We start from the raw sequence: 18,177 nt of genomic DNA on the forward strand, positions 1-18,177 counted from the left end.
TCGGCCGGGTTCAGGCGACCTGGAGCGAGCGCTTCGAGAGACCCATCCAGAAGCCGTCGATGACCTGGGTGCCAGGCGCGCCGGGGTCGCTCGCCGCGCCGAGGGTGACGAACAGCGGGCTGTAGTGCTCGACCGTCGGATGCGCGTAGGGCATGCCCGGCGCCTTCGAGCGGTACGACGCGAGGGTGTCCACGTCGCCCCGGGCCAGTGCCTCGCCGGCCCAGCTGTCGAAGTCGGCCGACCAGCCCGGGACCTGGGCGTCGATGCGCCACTCGGTGAGGAACGGCAGGCCGTGGGTGAGGAACCCGGAGCCGATGATGAGGACGCCCTCCTCGCGCAGTGGCCGCAACCGCTCGCCCAGCGTGAGCAGCCGCTCGGGATCGTGGGTCGGCAGCGACATCTGCAGGACCGGGATGTCCGCGTCGGGATACATGATCCGCAGCGGCACCCACGCACCGTGGTCGAGACCGCGCGAGGTGTGCTGGTGCACCGGCTCGGTCGCCGGCATCAGCCGCGCGATGCGATCGGCGAGCGCGGTGGCGTCGGGCGTGCGGTAGGTCATCCGGTAGTACTTCGCGTCGAACCCGCCGAAGTCGTAGACGAGCCCGGCGCCGCTGGCGCTCAGCGAGACCGGTGCCGACTCCCAGTGGGCGCTCACGATGAGGATCGCCGTCGGCCGCGGCAGGTCGCCGGCCCAGGCGGCGAGCTGGCCCGACCAGACAGGGTCGTCGAGCAGCGGCGGCGCGCCATGGCCGATGTAGAGGGCAGGCATGCGGTCGGACGTCATGGTCACCTCAATAGTTGAGGATTCAACTTTATTCCAGGACGCCGGGTTTCGAAAGCTCAACCACCGGCATCCACGGGCAGCGTCCAGTCCACCGGTTCGCCGCCCTGCTCGGCAAGGAGCGCGTTGACCCGGGTGAACGGGCGCGAGCCGAAGAACCCGCGGTACGCCGACAGCGGCGAGGGGTGCGGCGACTTCACGACCGGGATCGGGCCGAGCATCGGCTGCAGCGTCTGGGCCTGGGCGCCCCAGAGGATCCCGACCAGCGCCGCGCCGCCCTCGGCCCGCTCCCGCAGTGCGTGGATCGCGCACTCGGTGATCTCCTCCCAGCCCTTGCCGCGGTGGGAGTTGGCCCGACCGGGCTGCACGGTGAGCGCCCGGTTGAGCAGCATCACGCCCTGCTCGCTCCATGCCGTCAGGTCGCCGTGCCGGGGCGGGACGACACCGAGGTCCTCGCGGTACTCGGTGTAGATGTTCACCAGGCTCGGCGGCAGCGGCCAGACGCCGCGCTCGACCGCGAAGCTGAGGCCGACCGGGTGGTCGGGGTTGGGATAGGGGTCCTGGCCGACGACCAGCACCTTCACCTCGGACAGCGGCCGGCGGAACGCGCGGAACACCCGGTCCCCGGACGGCTGGTAGCCGCGCCCGGCCGCGACCTCCTCCCGCAGGAAGGCGCCCATCGCCGCGATCCGGTCGTCGACCGGTGCCAGCGCCGCAGCCCAGTCCGGCGCCATCAGTCCCTTGTCCACGAGTCCGGCCAGCGCGCTCACGCCGACATTCTGGCCGGTCCCGGCTCGGCCGCGACCTAGGCTCGACCCATGACCGACAACCAGGTGACGAACAACGCCGAGCAGAACCGGTTCGAGATCCACACCGCCGACGGGAGGCTCGCCGGCTTCGCGGAGTACGTCGAGCGCGACGGCGTCCGCGAGTTCACCCACACCGTCGTCGACGACGAGTTCGAGGGCCAGGGCATCGGCAGCGGCCTCGCCCGCGCCGCGCTCGACCAGACCCGGGCCGACGGGCTGAAGGTCGTCGCGACCTGCCCGTTCATCAAGGGCTGGATCGACAAGCACCCGGACCACCAGGACCTGCTGGCCTGAACCTCAGCGGTCGGCGCGCACGTCACGGGGTCTCGACACGCGCGTCGCGTCTTCGCAAGCTCAGCCGCGGCGCTGCTCGACCTCCCGCCCTCTTCTTCGACGTCGCAAGCTCCGCCGAAGGGGCGTGAAAAATCAACTCAGCGGCGCCCCTCTCCCTCCCAGGGGCGCCGCATCGAGCTGCAAACCCAACGCGGACCACGGGGAAAATCTCTGGACCGCCGGCGGCGTCGAGCGCCAGCCAGGCGGGCTCCCTCCAGGGTGTCCCGCGGTCCGCGTTGGTAAGGAAAACTCTATGAGCGCGAGACCGGTCGCGGATCGGGCGACCGACCCGATCGTCTAGTCACAATTGACTAGAAGGAGCGGGACGGGACCTGGGACGGGCTGCCGACTACTTCTTCAGCGCGCGCGACGCCGATGAGCTGTGCCGGCGGGCGGGGTTCGTGCCGATGGCGGAGACGGCCGCGACCGGCTCCTTCTTCGCGCCCTTCGCCCGGCGCTTCGGCTCGGGGACGGCGGGCTCCTCGTCGGTCGACCACTGCGAGATCCACTCGTCCATCACGACCCACGTGGTGTCGCGGGCAGCGCGGCCGGTGAGCATGCCGAGGTGGCCGCCGGGGACGATCTCGAACCGCACCTCGGGCGAGCCGGTCAGCAGCGGCACGATCGCCCTGACGGCCGGCACCGGCGCGATGCCGTCGTTGGCGCCGCCGAAGACCAGGACCGGAACGTCGATGTCGCTCATCGCGATGGTGCGGTCGTCCAGGTCGAACTCGCCGCTGGCGAGCTGGTTGCCCTTGGCGAACCGGTGGTAGAGCTGCCCGAACGTCCGTCCCGGGTAGGCGATCATGTTGTCGGTGAACCGGTCGACCGCCTCGATCTGGGCGAGGAACTCGGTGTCGTCGATGTGGCTGGCCAGCGCGAGCGGCTTGGTGACGAGCTTCTGGAACGAGGAGAGCTGGAAGGCCCACCGCACCACCGGCTTCGGCGCACCGCCCAGCAGCTGGTAGCCCTTCGTCAGCGGGCCCCTGCCGTTGAACCAGTTGAGCAACGGTCGCAGCGGCGCGACCAGCGGCACCAGGGAGACGTCGATCGGCGAGCCGACCGCGGTCAGCGACGCGATCGGCAGGTCCGGTTGGTCGGCTGCGGTCAGCAGCGAGAAGATCCCGCCGAGGCTCCAGCCGATGACGTGCACCGGCCTGCCGCCTGCGTGCGCGGAGACCTCGCGGATCGCGCTCGGCACGACCTCGTCGATCCAGTGCTCCATGCCGAGGTTGCGGTTGCGGAAGGAGACCTCGCCGTACTCCACGAGGTACGTCGGGCGGCCGGCCGTCACGAAGTGCTCGACGAGCGAGCACCCGCGCCGCAGGTCGTAGCAGATCGCGGGCGCGGCGAGAGGGGTCACGAGGAGCACCGGGTCGCCGGTCTCCTTGACGTGACCGGACGGACGGTAGTGGTAGACCTCGCGGAGCGTGCCGTCGTCGATCAGGGTGCGCGGCATCGGCCGCAGGTCGGCCAGGCCGCCGTAGAGCACCTTGTGCGCCACGTTGCCGGCCGCGGACACGACCTGATCAGGCTTCGGGATCAGATCCATGGGCGAAAATTACCCCGCTCCGGGCCCTGCCGGGTCCGGAGTCCGAGCGGCGGCTCAGGACCTCGTCGCGGGCCGTGGGCTCTTGGTGTGGATGTTGACGTCCTCGAGCTGCGTCATGAAGCTCGCCGCCCAGGCCTTCACGTCGTGCTGGCTGATCTGCTTGCGCATCGCGCGCATCCGCCGGGTGAGCTCCTTCGGCTCGGCGTTGTAGGCGTCGAGCAACGCGGACTTCATCCCGTTGATGTCGTAGGGGTTGATCAGCCAGGCCTGCTTGAGCTCCTCCGCGGCGCCGGCGAACTCCGAAAGCACGAGCGCGCCGTCCTCCTCGACCCGGCAGGCGACGTACTCCTTGGCGACCAGGTTCATGCCGTCGCGGTAGGGCGTGACGACCATGATGTCGGCCGCCCGGTAGAGCGCCGCCATCTCCTCGCGCGGGTAGGAGGTGTGCAGGTAGCTGATGGCGGGGCGGCCGATCCGGCCGAGGTCGCCGTTGATGCGGCCGACGAGGCGCTCGATGTCGTCGCGCAGGATGCGGTACTGCTCGACCTGCTCGCGCGAGGGCACCGCCACCTGCACGAAGACGGCGTCCTCGACGTCGAAGTGGTCGTCCTTGATGAGCTCGCTGAACGCACGCAGTCGGGCGTAGATGCCCTTGGTGTAGTCGAGCCGGTCGATGCCGAGGAAGATCCGGCGCGGGTTGCCGAGGGCCTCGCGGATCGCCTTGGCGCGCTCGACCACCTCCGGTGACCGGGCCAGCTCCTCGTAGCCGGCGGAGTCGATCGAGATCGGGAAGGGCGCCGCCCGCACCGTGCGCCCGTCCGGGAGGTAGACCAGGTCGCGGTGCGTCTTGTGACCGACCCGCTGGCGCACCAGGCGCACGAAGTTGGCGGCCGCCTCGGGCAGCTGGAAGCCGACCAGGTCCGCCCCGAGCAGGCCCTCGAGGATCTGGCGGCGCCACGGCAGCTGCTGGAAGAGCTCGGCGGGCGGGAACGGGATGTGCAGGTAGAAGCCGATGCGGAGGTCGGGGCGCAGGTCGCGGAGCATCTGCGGCACCAGCTGGAGCTGGTAGTCGTGCACCCAGACCGTGCCCCCCTTCGCGGCGAGCTCGGCGGCCTTCTCGGCGAAGCGGCGGTTGACCTTGACGTACTCGTCCCACCACTCGCGGTGGAACTCGGGCTTGGCGACGACGTCGTGGTAGAGCGGCCAGAGGGTGGCGTTCGAGAAGCCCTCGTAGTGGCACTCGATCTCGTCCTGGGTCATCGACATCGGGACGAGCGAGAGGCCCTCGTCCTCGAACGGCTTCAGCTTCTGGTTGACGCCGCCGGGCCAACCGATCCAGACGCCCCCGCCGTGGGTGCGCATCACCGGCTCGATCGCGGTGACCAGGCCGCCGGGGGAGCGGCGCCACTTCTTGCGGCCCGAGGGCAGCGTGACGCGGTCGACGGGGAGCCTGTTGGCGACGATCACCAGGTCGTGGCGCACGGTAGTCACCTTAGTCGTGGGAGGTACGGCGGACGGGGCGGGTGTGCGGACCTCCGCACCGCCCGGGCGTTACCCCGTCGGGATTGGTCGCAACACCCCGGGCGACCGAATGACATCGTTGTGATTCGCCGTCTACAGTGGGTCACGGACCACTGTCGACACCGGGGGAGAAACCAATGGACCCGCAGCGGACTGCCGTGGCCCCTGAGGCCGGCGGCGCCACCGCTTCCGAGCTGAGCGACCGCGACCGCGAGATCCTCGAGTTCGAGCGGCAGTGGTGGAAGTACGCCGGTGCCAAGGAGACCGCCGTCCGGGAGAAGTTCGACATGAGCTCGACCCGCTACTACCAGGTCCTCAACGCCCTCATCGACCGTCCCGAGGCGCTCGCCGCCGACCCCCTGCTCGTCCGGCGGCTGCGCCGGCTCCGGTCCCAGCGGCAGCGCCAGCGCTCCGCCCGCCGCCTCGGCTTCGAGGTCTGAAAGGTTCGAAAGCCATGAATGGTCGTCCTTCCCCCGACCAGCCCGACCACATCCGCAGCACTCGACGCACCAACCAGCGCGGCGCCGTACTGCCCTCGCCGGTGGTGCTGCTCAGCATCGTCGCCGTCGTCGCGGCGGCGTTCGCGTTCGTGGCGACGCGCGACACCGCTCCCGAGGAGCGCGAGATCACGCCCTCCTCGAGCAGCAGCGAGGACCCCGGAGCGGCGACCTCCGACGACCCGGGCGACGCGACCGAGGGCACGGACGGCTCCGACCCCGACGAGACCGACGCCTCCGACCCGACGACCTCCACCACGCCGGAGGAGCCCAAGAAGACCGAGCCCCCGGTCGTGCGCAGCGAGGTCGGCGTCGTGGTCTTCAACAACACCAGCATCACCGGCCTGGCCGGCGAGACGCTCGCGCGGGTGCAGGAGATCGGGTGGAACGGCATCGCCGCCGACAACTGGTACGGCACCATCCCGGCGACCACCGTCTACTTCCCGCCGGGCATGCGGGACGCCGCTCAGAAGCTGGCTCTCGACCTCGGCATCCAGCGGCTGGTCCCGGCGGACGCGGCCATGAGCGACACCAACCTCACGGTCATCCTGACCGGCGCCCTGGGCTGAGGCCTTTCCCCTCCCGGCAGTCCGGCCGCGCCGGTTCCGTGGTTGGCTGGTGGTGTGCAGTTCTCGTCGCCGGAAGGTGAACATCGCTACGCGGACCTCGTCCGCGTCGCCGACCGCACCATCGTCGGGCTCGACTTCGACGGCACCCTCGCGCCGATCGTCGACGACCCGACCCGCGCGCACATCCACCCCGACGCCGCCGACGCGCTGATCGACCTGGCCCCGCAGGTCGCGGCGATCGCCGTGATCACCGGCCGCCCGGCCCGCCAGGCGCTCGACCTCGGCGGTCTCGAGGAGGTCGGTGACGCGATCCAGGGTGCGGGCAAGGAGCTGTTCCTCTTCGGCCAGTACGGCAACGAGCGCTGGTCGTCGCGGCAACGGCGCATCGTCTCGCCGCGCCCTCCGCGCGGCCTCGCGACCTTCGAGCGCGACCTGCCGCGCACCCTCCGGCAGGCCGACGCCGCCGATGCCTACGTGGAGGACAAGGGTCTCGCGGTGGCCGTGCACACCCGCCGGCTGCCCGATCCCGGGGAGGCCTTCGAACGGCTGCTCCCGCCGATGCGGGCCCTCGCCGAGGCGCACGGCATGGTGGTGGAGCCCGGCCGCAACGTGATCGAGGTGCGCTCGCCCGGTGCCCACAAGGGGATGGTCGTCGAGAAGCTCGCCGCCGAGCTCGACGCCCGCGGCTTCCTCTTCGCCGGCGACGACCTCGGCGACCTCGAGGCGTTCGAGGCCGTCACCGAGCTGGAGAAGACCGGACTCGCCGCACTCCGCGTCTGCTCCGCCTCCCAGGAGCAGAGCGCCCTGCTGCCCCTCGCCGACGTCGTGGTCACCGGACCTTCCGGTGTGGTCGGCCTGCTGCGCCAGCTGCGCCTCGACATCATGCAGAGCTCCGCGATCGGCTGACGCTGCGTCGCACCGGGGCTTTTCGTCGCGATCTCCCCGGATCCACGACGAAATTCCCCCGGTGCGAGGTGTCACGGCGGGGGGAGCGCGTCGCGCCGACGGAGCAGGTGGGCGCGCTCGGCGGCGTTGGCGCAGAGCGCGATGGCGGCGTCGTACGACGCCCGCGCCCTGGTGTGGTCCCCGAGGCGGGCGAGCAGCTCGGCGCGGGTGGCGGGCAGGCGGTGGCCGGGGAGGGCGACGCCGGCCAGGGCGGCGAGCCCCGCGGCCGGGCCCTCGGCCTCGGCCAGCGCGACGGCTCGCGCGAGCCGGACGACGGGGGTGTCGTGGAGGGCGAGGAGCTCGTCGTAGCGGGCGACGATCCGGTCCCAGGCGGTCGCGGCCGCGGAGGCGGCAGTGGCGTGCTCGGCGGCGATCAGCGCCTGGAGGAGGTACGGCGCGGGCGGGTCGCCGACGAGCGGCTGGAGCAGGTCGATCGCCTCGTGGACCTCGTCGTGGTTCCACTGCGAACGGTCCTGGTCCGGCAGCAGCACCAGGTCACCGTCCCGCACCCGCGCGTCGCGGCGGGAGTGCTGGAGCAGCATCAGCGCCTGGAGCGCGGCCAGCTCGCGGTCGTCGTACGGCAGCAGGGTGCGGAGCACCCGCACCAGCCGGATCGCCTCACCGGCGAGGTCGGCCCGGAGCACGTCGGGCCCGGAGCCCGGCGCGTAGCCGGCGGTGAACGCGAGGTAGGCCACGTCCGCCACGACGGCGACGCGGTCGGGCAGGTCGCCCGGAGCGGGGACGGCGAACGTCTCGCCGGCGAGCTTCTTGCGGGCCCGGGTGAGCCGGGCCGCCATCGTCGACGTGCTCTGGAGGAACAGCCGGGCGACGTCCTCGGTGCTGACGCCGAGCACCAGCCGCAGGGTCAGCCCGGCAGCCGCCTCGCGCGACAGGCGGGGGTGGGCGCAGAGCAGGACGAGCCGCAGGCGCTCGTCGAGCAGCTCGTCGCCGGGGTCGGCCATCACACGCTGCGCCGCCTCGGTCAGCTCGCTGTCGACCGCCAGCAACGGCATGGAGCGGGCCAGCACCGCCTCGGAGCGGAGCCGGTCCAGCACCCGGTTGCGTGCGGTGGTCAGCAGCCAGCCGGCCGGGTTGGTGGGAACGCCCTCCAGCGGCCAGGTCCGCGCCGCCCGCTCGTAGGCGTCGGCCAGCGCGTCCTCGGCGAGGTCGAGCCGGCGGAAGCGCGCGACGAGCAGGGCCAGCAACCGGCCCCACTCGTTGCGATGCGCCCGCTCGAGCGCCGTGCTCTCCTCGGTCAGGTCATTCCTCGCCGCTGTGGTCGACCGCTGCGCGCACCTCGACCGCACCATCGCCGTCGGCGAGGATGCCGCACACCTGGACCAGGTCGTCGAGGTCGTCGGACTCGACGACGTAGAACCCGCTGAGCTGCTCGACGGTCTCGGCGTAGGGCCCGTCGGTGACGAGCAGCTCGCCGCTCGGGCTCTTCCTCACCTGCTTGGTGGTGCGCGAGTGGGTGAGCTCGTGGCCGCCGGTCACGGTGTGGCCGCGCGCCGCGAGGGCGGCGGAGAACTCCTCGTGCTTGGCGAACACGGCTGCCTGTTCCTCGGCGGACAGCGCCTCCCAGGCGTTCTCGTCACCGGGCAGGAGCACGACGTACGTGGTCATGGTGGAAACCTCTCAGTTGTCGGTCGGCCTTGTCAGCCGGTCACCGGGATGACGGCCGACGGGAGCCGGGATCGACAACGGACCCGCGGTGATTTCAGAGCGGCACGGCGAGGGCGGGCTCTGTGGCGTCTCGAATCGCGGACAGGCTTCTCGAATGATGGGATCTCGATTCGTTCGGGCGACCTGCTCCCCGATACCTTGTCCTTGCTCATCCAGAGGGACTGAGGGAACGGCCCAGTGAAGTCCCGGCAACCGCCACGAGCCTCCGCCACCCGGATCCGTCCGGCGCTCGGTTCGTGGAGACGGTGCCAAATCCGGCCCGCGCGACCGTCGCCCGGGGCAGATGAGAAGGAGGAACTGTGAGCGCTGTCGTCACCGAGGACCACCGGACCGAGTCCGCTGACACCCGGCCGGCCGAGGGTCCCCGCGAGGGAGCGTTCGGCAACGCCGTCGCACTCAGCTGTCGCGAGTGCGGCCACCGGGTCGGGCTGGGTCCGTTCTACGCATGTCCGGAGTGCTTCGGGCCGCTCGAGGTCGCCTACGAGTTCCCGGCCATCACCCGCGAGCAGATCGAGGCCGGTCCGCGCAACATCTGGCGCTACCAGGCGCTGCTGCCGGTGCCCACCGACATCGAGTCGAGCCCCAACACCGAGCCCGGCTTCACCCGGCTCCTCAAGGCCGACAACCTCGGCCGCGAGCTCGGCATCGAGAACCTGTGGGTCAAGGACGACTCCACCAACCCGACCAACTCCTTCAAGGACCGCGTGGTCGCGTGCGCGCTGAGCGCCGCCCGCGAGCTCGGCTCGAAGGTGTTCGCCTGCCCGTCCACCGGCAACCTCGCCAACGCAGTCGCGGCCGCGGGCGCTCGGGCCGGCATCAAGACCGTGGTGTTCATCCCGAGCAACCTCGAGCAGCCCAAGCAGGTCAACTCGGCGATCTTCACCGAGAACCTGGTCGCCGTCGACGGCAACTACGACGACGTCAACAAGCTCGCCTCCGAGATCGCCGGCGAGGAGGACGGCTGGGCGTTCGTGAACGTCAACGTCCGGCCCTACTACGCCGAGGGCTCCAAGACGCTGGGCTACGAGATCGCCGAGCAGCTCGGCTGGCGGCTGCCCGACCAGATCGTGATCCCGGTCGCCTCCGGCTCGCAGCTGACCAAGGTCGACAAGGCGTTCCAGGAGCTCATCAGGCTCGGCCTCGTCGAGGACAAGCCCTACCGCGTCTTCGGCGCGCAGGCCGAGGGCTGCGGCCCGGTCGCCACCGCCTTCAAGGCCGACACCGACGCCATCCGCCCGGTGAAGCCCGACACGATCGCCAAGAGCCTCGCGATCGGCAACCCCGCCGACGGCATCTACGTCCTCGACATCGCCCGCCGCACCGGCGGCGCGGTCGAGGAGGTCACCGACGAGGAGATCCGCGCCGGCATCGTGCAGCTCGCGCGCACCGAGGGCATCTTCACCGAGACCGCCGGCGGCACCACCGTCGCGGTCACCAAGAAGCTGGTCGAGGCGGGCGTGCTCGACCCGACGCTCGAGACCGTCGTCATCAACACCGGTCACGGGCTGAAGACCCTCGACGCGGTCTCGGGCCACGTCAGCGCGGCGGCGACCATCGCGCCGTCGTACACCGCCTTCAAGGCCACCGGAATCTAGAGAACAGGAACAACGAATGAGCGTCAGCGTCCGGATCCCGACGATCCTGCGCACCTACACCGGCGGCGACTCCGAGGTGACCGCCGAGGGCTCCAACCTCGCGGAGGTCCTCGACGACCTCGACGCGAAGTTCGCCGGTATCAAGGGCCGGATCCTCGACGAGGACGGCAAGCTGCGCCGCTTCGTGAACGTCTACGTCGGCAACGACGACGTCCGGTTCCAGGACGAGCTGGCCACCCCGACGCCGGACGGCACCGAGATCTCGGTGATCCCGGCCGTCGCCGGCGGCTGCTGAGGTCATGGGCGCTCTCGGCTCCGCGGTCGCGCTGGTCGCGGGAGCCGGACTCGGCTGGGCCTCCGCGCAGGCCGTGCGACGCCTCGAGGGCCGGTCCGGTGTGGTCGCATCGGGCGTCGGGCTCGTCGGCGCCGCAGTGATCTACCCGGCCGCGCGTCGTGAGATCGGGTCGGGCGTCGCGGTCGAGGCCGCCGTGCTGGCTGCGGCGGCGGCGCTGACCGCAGTGGCAGCGAAGGCCGACAGCGCCACCGGCCGCCGGCTGGTCGCCGCGGGGTGGGCGTCGCACGCACTCTTCGACTTCCTCCAGGGTCCGAGCGACGACTCGCGACTGCCCGGCTGGTACGCACCGGTCTGTGCCGGCTACGACGTGGCCTACGCCGCGCGGCTCGCCGCCTGAGCGGCTGGTTGGATGGGCGGGTGACCGACCACCACTACGCGCTCGGCCTCACCTGGACGGGCAACCGCGGGAGCGGCACCAGCGGCTACCGCGACTACGACCGCAGCTGCGTGCTCACCGCGGAGGGCAAGCCGGAGCTGCTCGGTTCCTCCGACCCGACCTTCCGAGGCGACCGCACCCGGTGGAACCCCGAGGAGCTGCTGGTCGCCGCGCTCTCGCAGTGCCACCTGCTCTCCTACCTGCACTCCGCGGTCAACCACGGGGTGGTGGTGACCGCCTACGCCGACGAGCCGCTCGGCACGATGAGCCAGGTCGGCCAGGGCGGGCGGTTCACCTCGGTCGTGCTGCGGCCGCGGGTGACGATCGCCGACCTGACCCAGGTCGAGCTGGCCCGGGAGATCCACCACGAGGCCGGCGAGAACTGCTTCATCGCCGCCTCGGTGAGCTTCCCCGTCACCCACGAACCGGAGATCCTCGTCGCGGAGTGACGGCGGGGGAACCCTTTCCGGGGCACACGGGGTCTAGCGTGCAGATACCGGACTCAGGAGGTCCCCATGTGGTGGTTGCTCAGCGTCGGCGCCGTGCTCGCCTTCCTCGTCTTCTGCGTGCTCTACCTCGAGCTGCGGGGACACCGCGGCGCGAAGCGCGACCGCAACAGGGACCCCTTCTCCAACCACCAGGCGCTGCACCAGCAGTCCGACAGCCTGCGCAACCAGTCGGGGATGTTCTGACGCCTGCCCGTAGGCTCGGGCGGTGCCCACGGTCCTGCTCGTCACGTTCAACCTGATGCCCGAGGGCGAGCCGGGCGGCGAGGTCCTCGTGCCCGCACTCGCCGAGCGCGAGATCGACGCCCGCTGGGTGTGCTGGGACGACCGGTCCGTCGACTGGGCCGCGGCCGACCTGGTCGCCGTGCGCTCGACCTGGGACTACCACCGCCGCCTCGACGACTTCCTGGCGTGGTCGCGCGAGGTCGCTGCGGTGACGCCGGTGCTCAACGGCGCCGACGTCTTCGCGTGGAACGCCGACAAGGCCTACCTCGCCGAGCTCGCTTCCGAGGTCGCCGTCGTCCCGACGGCACTGCTCGACGACGACAACCTGGTCATCGGGCTCACGGAGGCGCTGCGCAGCTGGGGCACGGTCGTCATCAAGCCGCGCGTGGGCGCCGGTGGTCGCGGCGTGGTCGTGGCCGACAGCCTCGACGACTGGCGGCTCCACGACCTGGACCGCGCCCCGTGGATCGTGCAGCCGCTGCTCGAGTCGGTGCGGACGGCGGGCGAGACGTCGATCTACGTCCTCGACGGTCGCGCCGTCGCCCAGGTCGACAAGGTGGCCGCGGGCGAGGAGATCCGCGTGCACGAGCTGTACGGCGGCAGCAGCCACCCCGTCCCGCTCGACCCCGGTCGCGCGGGGGTCGCCGAGCACGCCGTACGCACGGTGGCGGCGCGGCTCGGCGCCGACCTCTCCTACGCCCGCGTCGACCTCATGCAGTGGCAGGACGCGTGGGCCGTCAGCGAGCTCGAGCTGATCGAGCCCGGCCTCTACCTCGACGTCGATCCCTCGATCGCCGGGCTGTTCGCCGACGTGGTCGCGACGCGGCTGTCGCACTGACTGCCTGCCCGTCGCACTCCCGCAATCGCGACGAGCCTCCAACCTCCGGCCCGCCCTGTGCGTTGATGGGGTGTGACCACCGACGAGGAGGCGTTCCGCCGCTGGGCGGGCGAGCGGCAGCTGGCGCTGCTGCGGACCGCGCTGCTCCTCACCGGTGACCACCACCGGGCGGAGGACCTGGTCCAGGACGCACTGACCAAGGTCGCGCTGCGCTGGCGCCGGCTCGCGTCGGGCAACCCCGAGGGCTACGCGCGGCAGGTCATCGTGCGCGACAACATCTCGTGGTGGCGGAAGCGCCGCCGCGAGGTCGTCGCGGACCCGGCCGAGAGCGTCGCGCCGTTGCCCGACCTCGCCCCGGCCGCGGACCGGCGGATGCTGCTCGACGACGCGCTCGCGACGCTCACGCCGCGCCAGCGGGCAGTCGTCGTGCTCCGCTACTACGACGACCTGACCGAGCGTGACGCGGCCGACGCGCTGGGCGTCAGCGTCGGCACCGTGAAGAGCCAGACCCACCTGGCGCTCCGCCGGCTGCGCGAGGCCGCGCCGGAGCTCGCCGAGCTGCTGCGGGAGGAGAGCTGATGACCGGCCAGCGACTGCGCGACCTGCTCGAGGAGCGGGTCGCCGACCTGCCCGTCACCGACCTGGTCGACGGCGCGTGGGACCGCGCCCGCGCCGTTCGACGCCGGCGGGCCGCAGGCGTCGGCGGCGCCGTCGCCGTCCTGGCCGTCGTCGGTGCGACGACCGCCGTGGTCGCCGGCGGTGACGAGGCGACGCCGACCCCGCCGCCCGCCGACAGCTCGAGCGACGCGCCGTCGCCGCCCGCGCCCGATCCCGACGGGCCACAGGCCGAGCGCGCCGGGACCTACGGCGGCGTCCCGGTCTGGTGGGCGCTGACCGTCGCCGAGGAGACGGAGCTTCCCCAGGTGGAGGGCTCGGGCCTGCCGGCGGAGATCGACCTGGACTCGTCCCGAGGTGAGGTGCCGCCCGGCTTCCGGGCCGTCGCGCTGTTCCAGCTGTGGGGCGAGCGCCCGGGCGAGGTGGTCGCGATCGGCGCGGACGGCGCGTCGTACACGCTCGACGTCTCGCGCCTCGAGCGCTACGCCGAGCGCGGCAACGTGCTGCCGCCGCTCAGCGCGGAGAGCCTGTCGCCCGATGGCGAGCACGCCTTCTTCCGGCAGGACGGCGCGCTCGAGGTCTACACCTTCGGCACTCGGACCTGGACCACGATCGACGTACCCGGCGCCGACGTCGAGCGCACCCGGTGGGAGCAGGCCGCGCTCGAGGTGACGACGATCGGGGGCGGCGTCGGCCTCTCCTACTACTCGCCGGCGGGGCAGCTCATCCGGAGCACGACGGAGCTCCCGCAGGGCTACACCGGCCCGCGGTGGCAGGACGAGCACTACGGTCCGCTCGAGCGGCTGGTGGGCGAGGGAGCCCAGGGCCTCTACCTCGCCGGACCGGTGGCAGCGATGGACGGCACCGGCTTCGAGAGCGTCGATGCTGTCGCCGCGGGTGGTGTCGGTGAGCCCGACGCGCTGCTGGCGATGCCGCCCGAGACCAGCGGCGGCCGTTGGAAGCAGTGCTGCGCGGTCGTCGGCTGGCTCGACCGGGAGACGGTGCTCTTCGAGTCGCGCCACGAGCACGCCCGCGTGCTGGCCTGGCGGGTCGGCACGCCGGAGGTGTTCCGGGTGTCCGACGTCGTCGGGTGGACGCCGGGCAAGGAGTCGTACGTCGCCAGCTTCGCCGACCTCACGACCGGCGGACGCTAGTCACCGCGGGTCGGCTCGCCACGGGTGAGGTCGTCCCCCTCCGCCAGGTCGGCCTTCACCCGCGGGTCGTCCCGGTCGGCGAAGTAGTCGCCCGGGGTGGTGTGGTCGGTGCCGTTGGAGACCTCGAGCGCGTTGAGCAGGAGCGTGATGGCGACGGCGACGATGATGTTGATCGAGAACGCGGTCATCGCGATGTACCCCATCTCACCGAGGCCGGGGATCTCGCCGAGCGATCCGCCGAAGTGCTTCCCGGTCACCGGGTTGACCACGCGATAGGCCTCGACCGTGCCGTAGACCATGCCGACCGCCCAGCCCGCCAGCAGTCCCCACCGGTGGAACCACCGCGTGAACAAGCTGATCACGATGGCCGGGAAGGTCTGCAGGATCCAGATCCCGCCGAGCAGCTGGAAGTTGATCGCGTTCTGCTTGTCGAGGGTCAGCACGAAGACGAGCGCGAACGCCTTCACGACGAGCGACATCAGCTTGGAGACCTTGGCCTCCTCGGCCGGCGTGGCGTCCTTCTTGATCCACTCCTTGTAGATGTTGCGCGTGAAGGTGTTGGCGGCGGCGATCGACATGATCGCGGCCGGCACCAGCGCCCCGATCGCCACCGCCGCGAACGCGACGCCCGCGAACCACGAGGAGAACTGGTCCTCGAACAGCTGCGGGATGACCAGCTGCGCGTTGGGCTCGCCGTCGGCGCCGACCGGCTGCGTGCCGGCGGCGATCGCGACCCAGCCGAGCAGGGCGAGCAGGCCCAGCACGAAGGAGTACGCCGGCAGGATGGCCGCGTTCCGGCGGATCGTGTTGCGGCTCTCGGAGGACAGGCTCGCCGTCACCGAGTGGGGGTACATGAACAGCGCCAGCGCCGAGCCGAGGGCGAGCGTGGCGTAGGCCCAGTACTCGCCGCCGCCCGGGATGAACGACCCGGTGGGCGCGCCGGTTGCCTCGTTGGTGCTGTTCATCTTCTCCTCGGCCGCGCCGAAGACCGCATCCCAGCCGCCGACCTGTGAGGGCAGGTAGATGATCGCGACGATCACGACCAGGTAGATGAGGAAGTCCTTGACGAACGCGATCACCGCTGGCGCGCGCAGGCCGGAGGAGTAGGTGTAGGCGGCGAGGACCGCGAACGCGATGAACAGCGGCAGGTCCTTCACGATCACGTTGTCGTTGCCGCCGAACCCGGCCACCTCGAGCACGGCCTGGATCCCCACCAGCTGCAGCGCGATGTAGGGCATGGTCGCCACGAAGCCGGTGACCGCGACCGCGAGCGAGAGGTTGCGGTCGTCGTACCTGCCCCGGACGAAGTCCGCCGGCGTGACGTAGCCGTGCCGGTGGCTCACCGACCACAGCCGCGCCATGAAGATGAAGATGATCGGGTAGAGCACGATCGTGTAGGGCACCGCGAAGAACCCGGCGACCGCACCCAGCGAGAACATCGCTGCGGGCACGGCGACGAACGTGTATGCCGTGTAGAGGTCGCCGCCGAGCAGGAACCAGGTGACCCAGGTGCCGAAGCGGCGACCGCCGAGACCCCACTCGTCGAGGTTGTCGAGGCTCTCGGCGCGACGGAACCGGGTCGCCATGAACCCGAGCACCGTCACCAGCACGAACAGCGCGACCAGCACCGACATCGCGACCCAGTTGACGTCGGTGGTGGCGGCGAGGGGGGACGGGGCGTTCACCTCCGGGCCGCCAGCATGAGCCGGTACGCCGCCCAGGTCGCCGCCGAGGTCACGAGGACCCAGAGGAACTGGTACCAGAAGAAGAACGGGAAGCCCCAGAGCTCCGGTTCGTCCTTCGCGTAGCTCGGCACCCACGCGAGCGCCAGGATGGGGATCCCCAGCAGCACGGCTGCGAGGGTCGCCTTCGTCTTGTCCGTCCGCGGCACACCGGCGTCAGGGCGCGCCGGACCGCTGTTGTCGTTGCCCGAGATCACCCGCTCGAACCTACTCGCGGGCGACCGCTCGTCAAGGGGTGCGACCGGTACCCCTGTTCTTGCACTCGCAGGGGTCGAGTGCTAAACATGACGTTGGCACTCTCGACGCGAGAGTGACAGAAAGACCCCGGCTCGGGGAGTCGAGGTCAGCAGCGTCGGCGGGAAGGGTCCGCCGGATCGGTCTGGCCGTCCGTCGCGGGCGACGAACCGGGCTCACAGACATCTCTAGCGAAGGAATCGCAGGAGTTATGGCGAAGCTGATTGCTTTCAACGAGGAGGCCCGACGCGGTCTCGAGCGAGGAATGAACACCCTCGCCGACGCCGTCAAGGTCACCCTCGGCCCCAAGGGCCGCAACGTCGTGCTCGAGAAGAAGTGGGGAGCCCCCACGATCACCAACGATGGTGTGTCCATCGCCAAGGAGATCGAGCTCGAGGACCCCTACGAGAAGATCGGCGCCGAGCTGGTCAAGGAGGTCGCGAAGAAGACCGACGACGTCGCCGGTGACGGCACGACGACGGCCACCGTGCTCGCCCAGGCCATGGTCCGCGAGGGTCTGCGCAACGTGGCCGCGGGTGCGAACCCGATGGGTCTGAAGCGCGGCATCGAGGCTGCCGTCGAGGCCGTGTCCGAGCAGCTGCTCGGCATGGCGAAGGAGATCGAGACCAAGGAGCAGATCGCCTCCACCGCGTCCATCTCCGCTGCTGACACCACGGTCGGCGAGATCATCGCCGAGGCCATGGACAAGGTCGGCAAGGAGGGCGTGATCACGGTCGAGGAGTCCAACACCTTCGGCCTCGACCTCGAGCTCACCGAGGGCATGCGGTTCGACAAGGGCTACATCTCGGCCTACTTCGTCACCGACCCGGAGCGCATGGAGACGGTGCTCGAGGACCCCTACGTCCTCATCGCCAACTCCAAGGTCAGCAACGTCAAGGACCTGCTGCCGCTCCTCGAGAAGGTCATGCAGTCGGGCAAGCCGCTCGTCATCATCGCCGAGGACGTCGACGGCGAGGCCCTCTCGACCCTGGTCGTCAACAAGATCCGCGGCACCTTCAAGTCCGTCGCCGTCAAGGCCCCGGGCTTCGGTGACCGCCGCAAGGCCATGCTGCAGGACATCGCGATCCTGACGGGCGGCCAGGTCATCTCCGAGGAGGTCGGTCTCAAGCTCGAGTCGGCTGGCGTGGAGCTGCTCGGCCAGGCTCGCAAGGTCGTCATCACCAAGGACGAGACCACCATCGTCGAGGGTGCGGGCGACGCCGCCCAGATCGAGGGTCGGGTCAACCAGATCCGTGCCGAGATCGAGAAGTCGGACTCCGACTACGACCGCGAGAAGCTCCAGGAGCGCCTCGCCAAGCTGGCCGGCGGCGTGGCCGTCATCAAGGTCGGCGCGGCCACCGAGGTCGAGCTCAAGGAGCGCAAGCACCGCATCGAGGACGCCGTCCGCAACGCCAAGGCTGCTGTCGAGGAGGGCATCGTCGCCGGCGGTGGCGTGGCGCTCGTCCAGGCCGGCGAGGGTGCGTTCGGCAAGCTCGAGCTCGAGGGTGACGAGGCCACCGGCGCCAACATCGTCAAGGTCGCCATCGAGGCCCCGCTCAAGCAGATCGCGGTCAACGCCGGTCTCGAGGGTGGCGTCGTGGCGGAGAAGGTCCGCGGTCTCGAGGCCGGTCACGGTCTCAACGCCGCCACCGGCGAGTACGTCGACATGATCGCCGCCGGCATCATCGACCCCGCCAAGGTGACCCGCTCGGCGCTGCAGAACGCCGCCTCGATCGCGGCGCTCTTCCTCACCACCGAGGCCGTCGTCGCCGACAAGCCGGAGAAGGCCGCCCCCATGGGTGGCGACCCGACCGGCGGCATGGGCGGGATGGACTTTTAGT

21 protein-coding genes and 1 riboswitch are annotated in these 18,177 nt (G+C 71.0%); of the genes, 13 read left to right on the forward strand and 8 right to left on the reverse strand.

The features are described from left to right. Positions 1–10: 10 nt before the first annotated feature. Entirely contained in the window at positions 11–787 is a 777-nt protein-coding gene (locus tag DJ010_RS13700) for a dioxygenase family protein (protein ID WP_211318791.1), read from the reverse strand. Positions 788–843: 56 nt separating this feature from the next. Further along, positions 844–1,518, reverse strand: a complete 675-nt coding sequence (locus DJ010_RS13705) for a uracil-DNA glycosylase (RefSeq protein WP_109695127.1) — start codon at positions 1,516–1,518, stop codon at positions 844–846. Positions 1,519–1,602: 84 nt separating this feature from the next. Here DJ010_RS13705 and DJ010_RS13710 point away from each other — a divergent pair, with 84 nt between their 5' ends. After that, on the forward strand, positions 1,603–1,887 hold the full coding sequence (locus tag DJ010_RS13710) for a GNAT family N-acetyltransferase (protein WP_109694684.1): 285 nt from the start codon (positions 1,603–1,605) through the stop codon (positions 1,885–1,887). Between the two features lie 388 nt (positions 1,888–2,275). Here DJ010_RS13710 and DJ010_RS13715 read toward each other — a convergent pair whose 3' ends face one another. Further along, positions 2,276–3,478: an alpha/beta fold hydrolase gene (locus DJ010_RS13715; RefSeq protein ID WP_109694686.1), complete on the reverse strand. Its 1,203-nt coding sequence runs from the start codon at positions 3,476–3,478 to the stop codon at positions 2,276–2,278. 54 nt (positions 3,479–3,532) lie between these two features. Beyond that, complete coding sequence (locus DJ010_RS13720) at positions 3,533–4,969, reverse strand: alpha,alpha-trehalose-phosphate synthase (UDP-forming) (RefSeq protein WP_109694688.1); 1,437 nt, start codon at positions 4,967–4,969, stop codon at positions 3,533–3,535. 167 nt (positions 4,970–5,136) lie between these two features. On the opposite strand from DJ010_RS13720, the gene DJ010_RS13725 reads away from it, so the two are divergent. From DJ010_RS13725 to otsB, 3 genes are read left to right on the forward strand one after another with little or no spacing between them, the layout of a single operon-like run. Next, entirely contained in the window at positions 5,137–5,439 is a 303-nt protein-coding gene (locus tag DJ010_RS13725; RefSeq protein WP_109694690.1) for a DUF3263 domain-containing protein, read from the forward strand. Between the two features lie 14 nt (positions 5,440–5,453). Further along, the gene (locus tag DJ010_RS13730) at positions 5,454–6,065 is read left to right on the forward strand and encodes a LytR C-terminal domain-containing protein (protein WP_109694692.1); all 612 of its coding nucleotides are present in this window, start codon (positions 5,454–5,456) and stop codon (positions 6,063–6,065) included. Between the two features lie 54 nt (positions 6,066–6,119). Beyond that, positions 6,120–6,971: a trehalose-phosphatase gene (gene otsB, locus DJ010_RS13735; protein WP_109694694.1), complete on the forward strand. Its 852-nt coding sequence runs from the start codon at positions 6,120–6,122 to the stop codon at positions 6,969–6,971. A 71-nt stretch (positions 6,972–7,042) separates the two neighbouring features. On the opposite strand, the gene DJ010_RS22935 is transcribed toward otsB, so the two are convergent. Further along, positions 7,043–8,320 (reverse strand): RNA polymerase sigma factor, encoded by a 1,278-nt coding sequence (locus DJ010_RS22935; RefSeq protein WP_109694696.1) that lies wholly within the window; start codon positions 8,318–8,320, stop codon positions 7,043–7,045. Continuing rightward, complete coding sequence (locus DJ010_RS13745; protein ID WP_109694698.1) at positions 8,271–8,636, reverse strand: YciI family protein; 366 nt, start codon at positions 8,634–8,636, stop codon at positions 8,271–8,273. The genes DJ010_RS22935 and DJ010_RS13745 overlap by 50 nt, the downstream gene beginning before the upstream one ends. Positions 8,637–8,841: 205 nt before the next feature. Next, positions 8,842–8,986: riboswitch (SAM riboswitch) on the forward strand. A gap of 9 nt (positions 8,987–8,995) precedes the next feature. On the opposite strand from DJ010_RS13745, the gene thrC reads away from it, so the two are divergent. From thrC to DJ010_RS13780, 8 genes are all read left to right on the forward strand, one after another. After that, the gene (thrC, locus tag DJ010_RS13750) at positions 8,996–10,291 is read left to right on the forward strand and encodes a threonine synthase (RefSeq protein WP_109694700.1); all 1,296 of its coding nucleotides are present in this window, start codon (positions 8,996–8,998) and stop codon (positions 10,289–10,291) included. A 16-nt stretch (positions 10,292–10,307) separates the two neighbouring features. Continuing rightward, positions 10,308–10,586 carry a MoaD/ThiS family protein gene (locus DJ010_RS13755; RefSeq protein ID WP_109694702.1) on the forward strand — a complete coding sequence of 93 codons (279 nt, stop codon included), beginning with the start codon at positions 10,308–10,310 and terminating at the stop codon, positions 10,584–10,586. 4 nt (positions 10,587–10,590) lie between these two features. Then, on the forward strand, positions 10,591–10,983 hold the full coding sequence (locus DJ010_RS13760; protein WP_109694704.1) for a hypothetical protein: 393 nt from the start codon (positions 10,591–10,593) through the stop codon (positions 10,981–10,983). A gap of 20 nt (positions 10,984–11,003) precedes the next feature. Then, complete coding sequence (locus DJ010_RS13765) at positions 11,004–11,471, forward strand: OsmC family protein (protein WP_109694706.1); 468 nt, start codon at positions 11,004–11,006, stop codon at positions 11,469–11,471. 66 nt (positions 11,472–11,537) lie between these two features. Further along, positions 11,538–11,714, forward strand: a complete 177-nt coding sequence (locus tag DJ010_RS22115) for a hypothetical protein (protein ID WP_158283021.1) — start codon at positions 11,538–11,540, stop codon at positions 11,712–11,714. 22 nt (positions 11,715–11,736) lie between these two features. Further along, entirely contained in the window at positions 11,737–12,591 is an 855-nt protein-coding gene (locus tag DJ010_RS13770) for an ATP-grasp domain-containing protein (protein WP_109694708.1), read from the forward strand. A gap of 72 nt (positions 12,592–12,663) precedes the next feature. Beyond that, a complete protein-coding gene (locus DJ010_RS13775; protein ID WP_109694710.1) occupies positions 12,664–13,170 on the forward strand; it encodes a SigE family RNA polymerase sigma factor in 507 nt (168 codons plus the stop codon). Continuing rightward, positions 13,170–14,360, forward strand: a complete 1,191-nt coding sequence (locus DJ010_RS13780) for a hypothetical protein (RefSeq protein WP_109694712.1) — start codon at positions 13,170–13,172, stop codon at positions 14,358–14,360. Before DJ010_RS13775 ends, DJ010_RS13780 begins: the two co-directional genes overlap by 1 nt. On the opposite strand, the gene mctP is transcribed toward DJ010_RS13780, so the two are convergent. Next, positions 14,357–16,045, reverse strand: coding sequence for a monocarboxylate uptake permease MctP (gene mctP, locus DJ010_RS13785; protein WP_245927555.1), 1,689 nt, complete (start codon positions 16,043–16,045; stop codon positions 14,357–14,359). The two genes, DJ010_RS13780 and mctP, sit on opposite strands and share 4 nt — an antisense overlap. After that, positions 16,042–16,299 carry a DUF3311 domain-containing protein gene (locus DJ010_RS13790; RefSeq protein ID WP_211318792.1) on the reverse strand — a complete coding sequence of 86 codons (258 nt, stop codon included), beginning with the start codon at positions 16,297–16,299 and terminating at the stop codon, positions 16,042–16,044. Before DJ010_RS13790 ends, mctP begins: the two co-directional genes overlap by 4 nt. 248 nt (positions 16,300–16,547) lie before the next feature. Here DJ010_RS13790 and groL point away from each other — a divergent pair, with 248 nt between their 5' ends. Beyond that, positions 16,548–18,176, forward strand: a complete 1,629-nt coding sequence (groL, locus tag DJ010_RS13795) for a chaperonin GroEL (RefSeq protein ID WP_109694714.1) — start codon at positions 16,548–16,550, stop codon at positions 18,174–18,176. The last annotated feature ends 1 nt before the right edge of the window (position 18,177 follow it).

This window comes from Nocardioides silvaticus (genome assembly GCF_003160695.1).
Lineage (GTDB): Bacteria > Actinomycetota > Actinomycetes > Propionibacteriales > Nocardioidaceae > Nocardioides > Nocardioides silvaticus.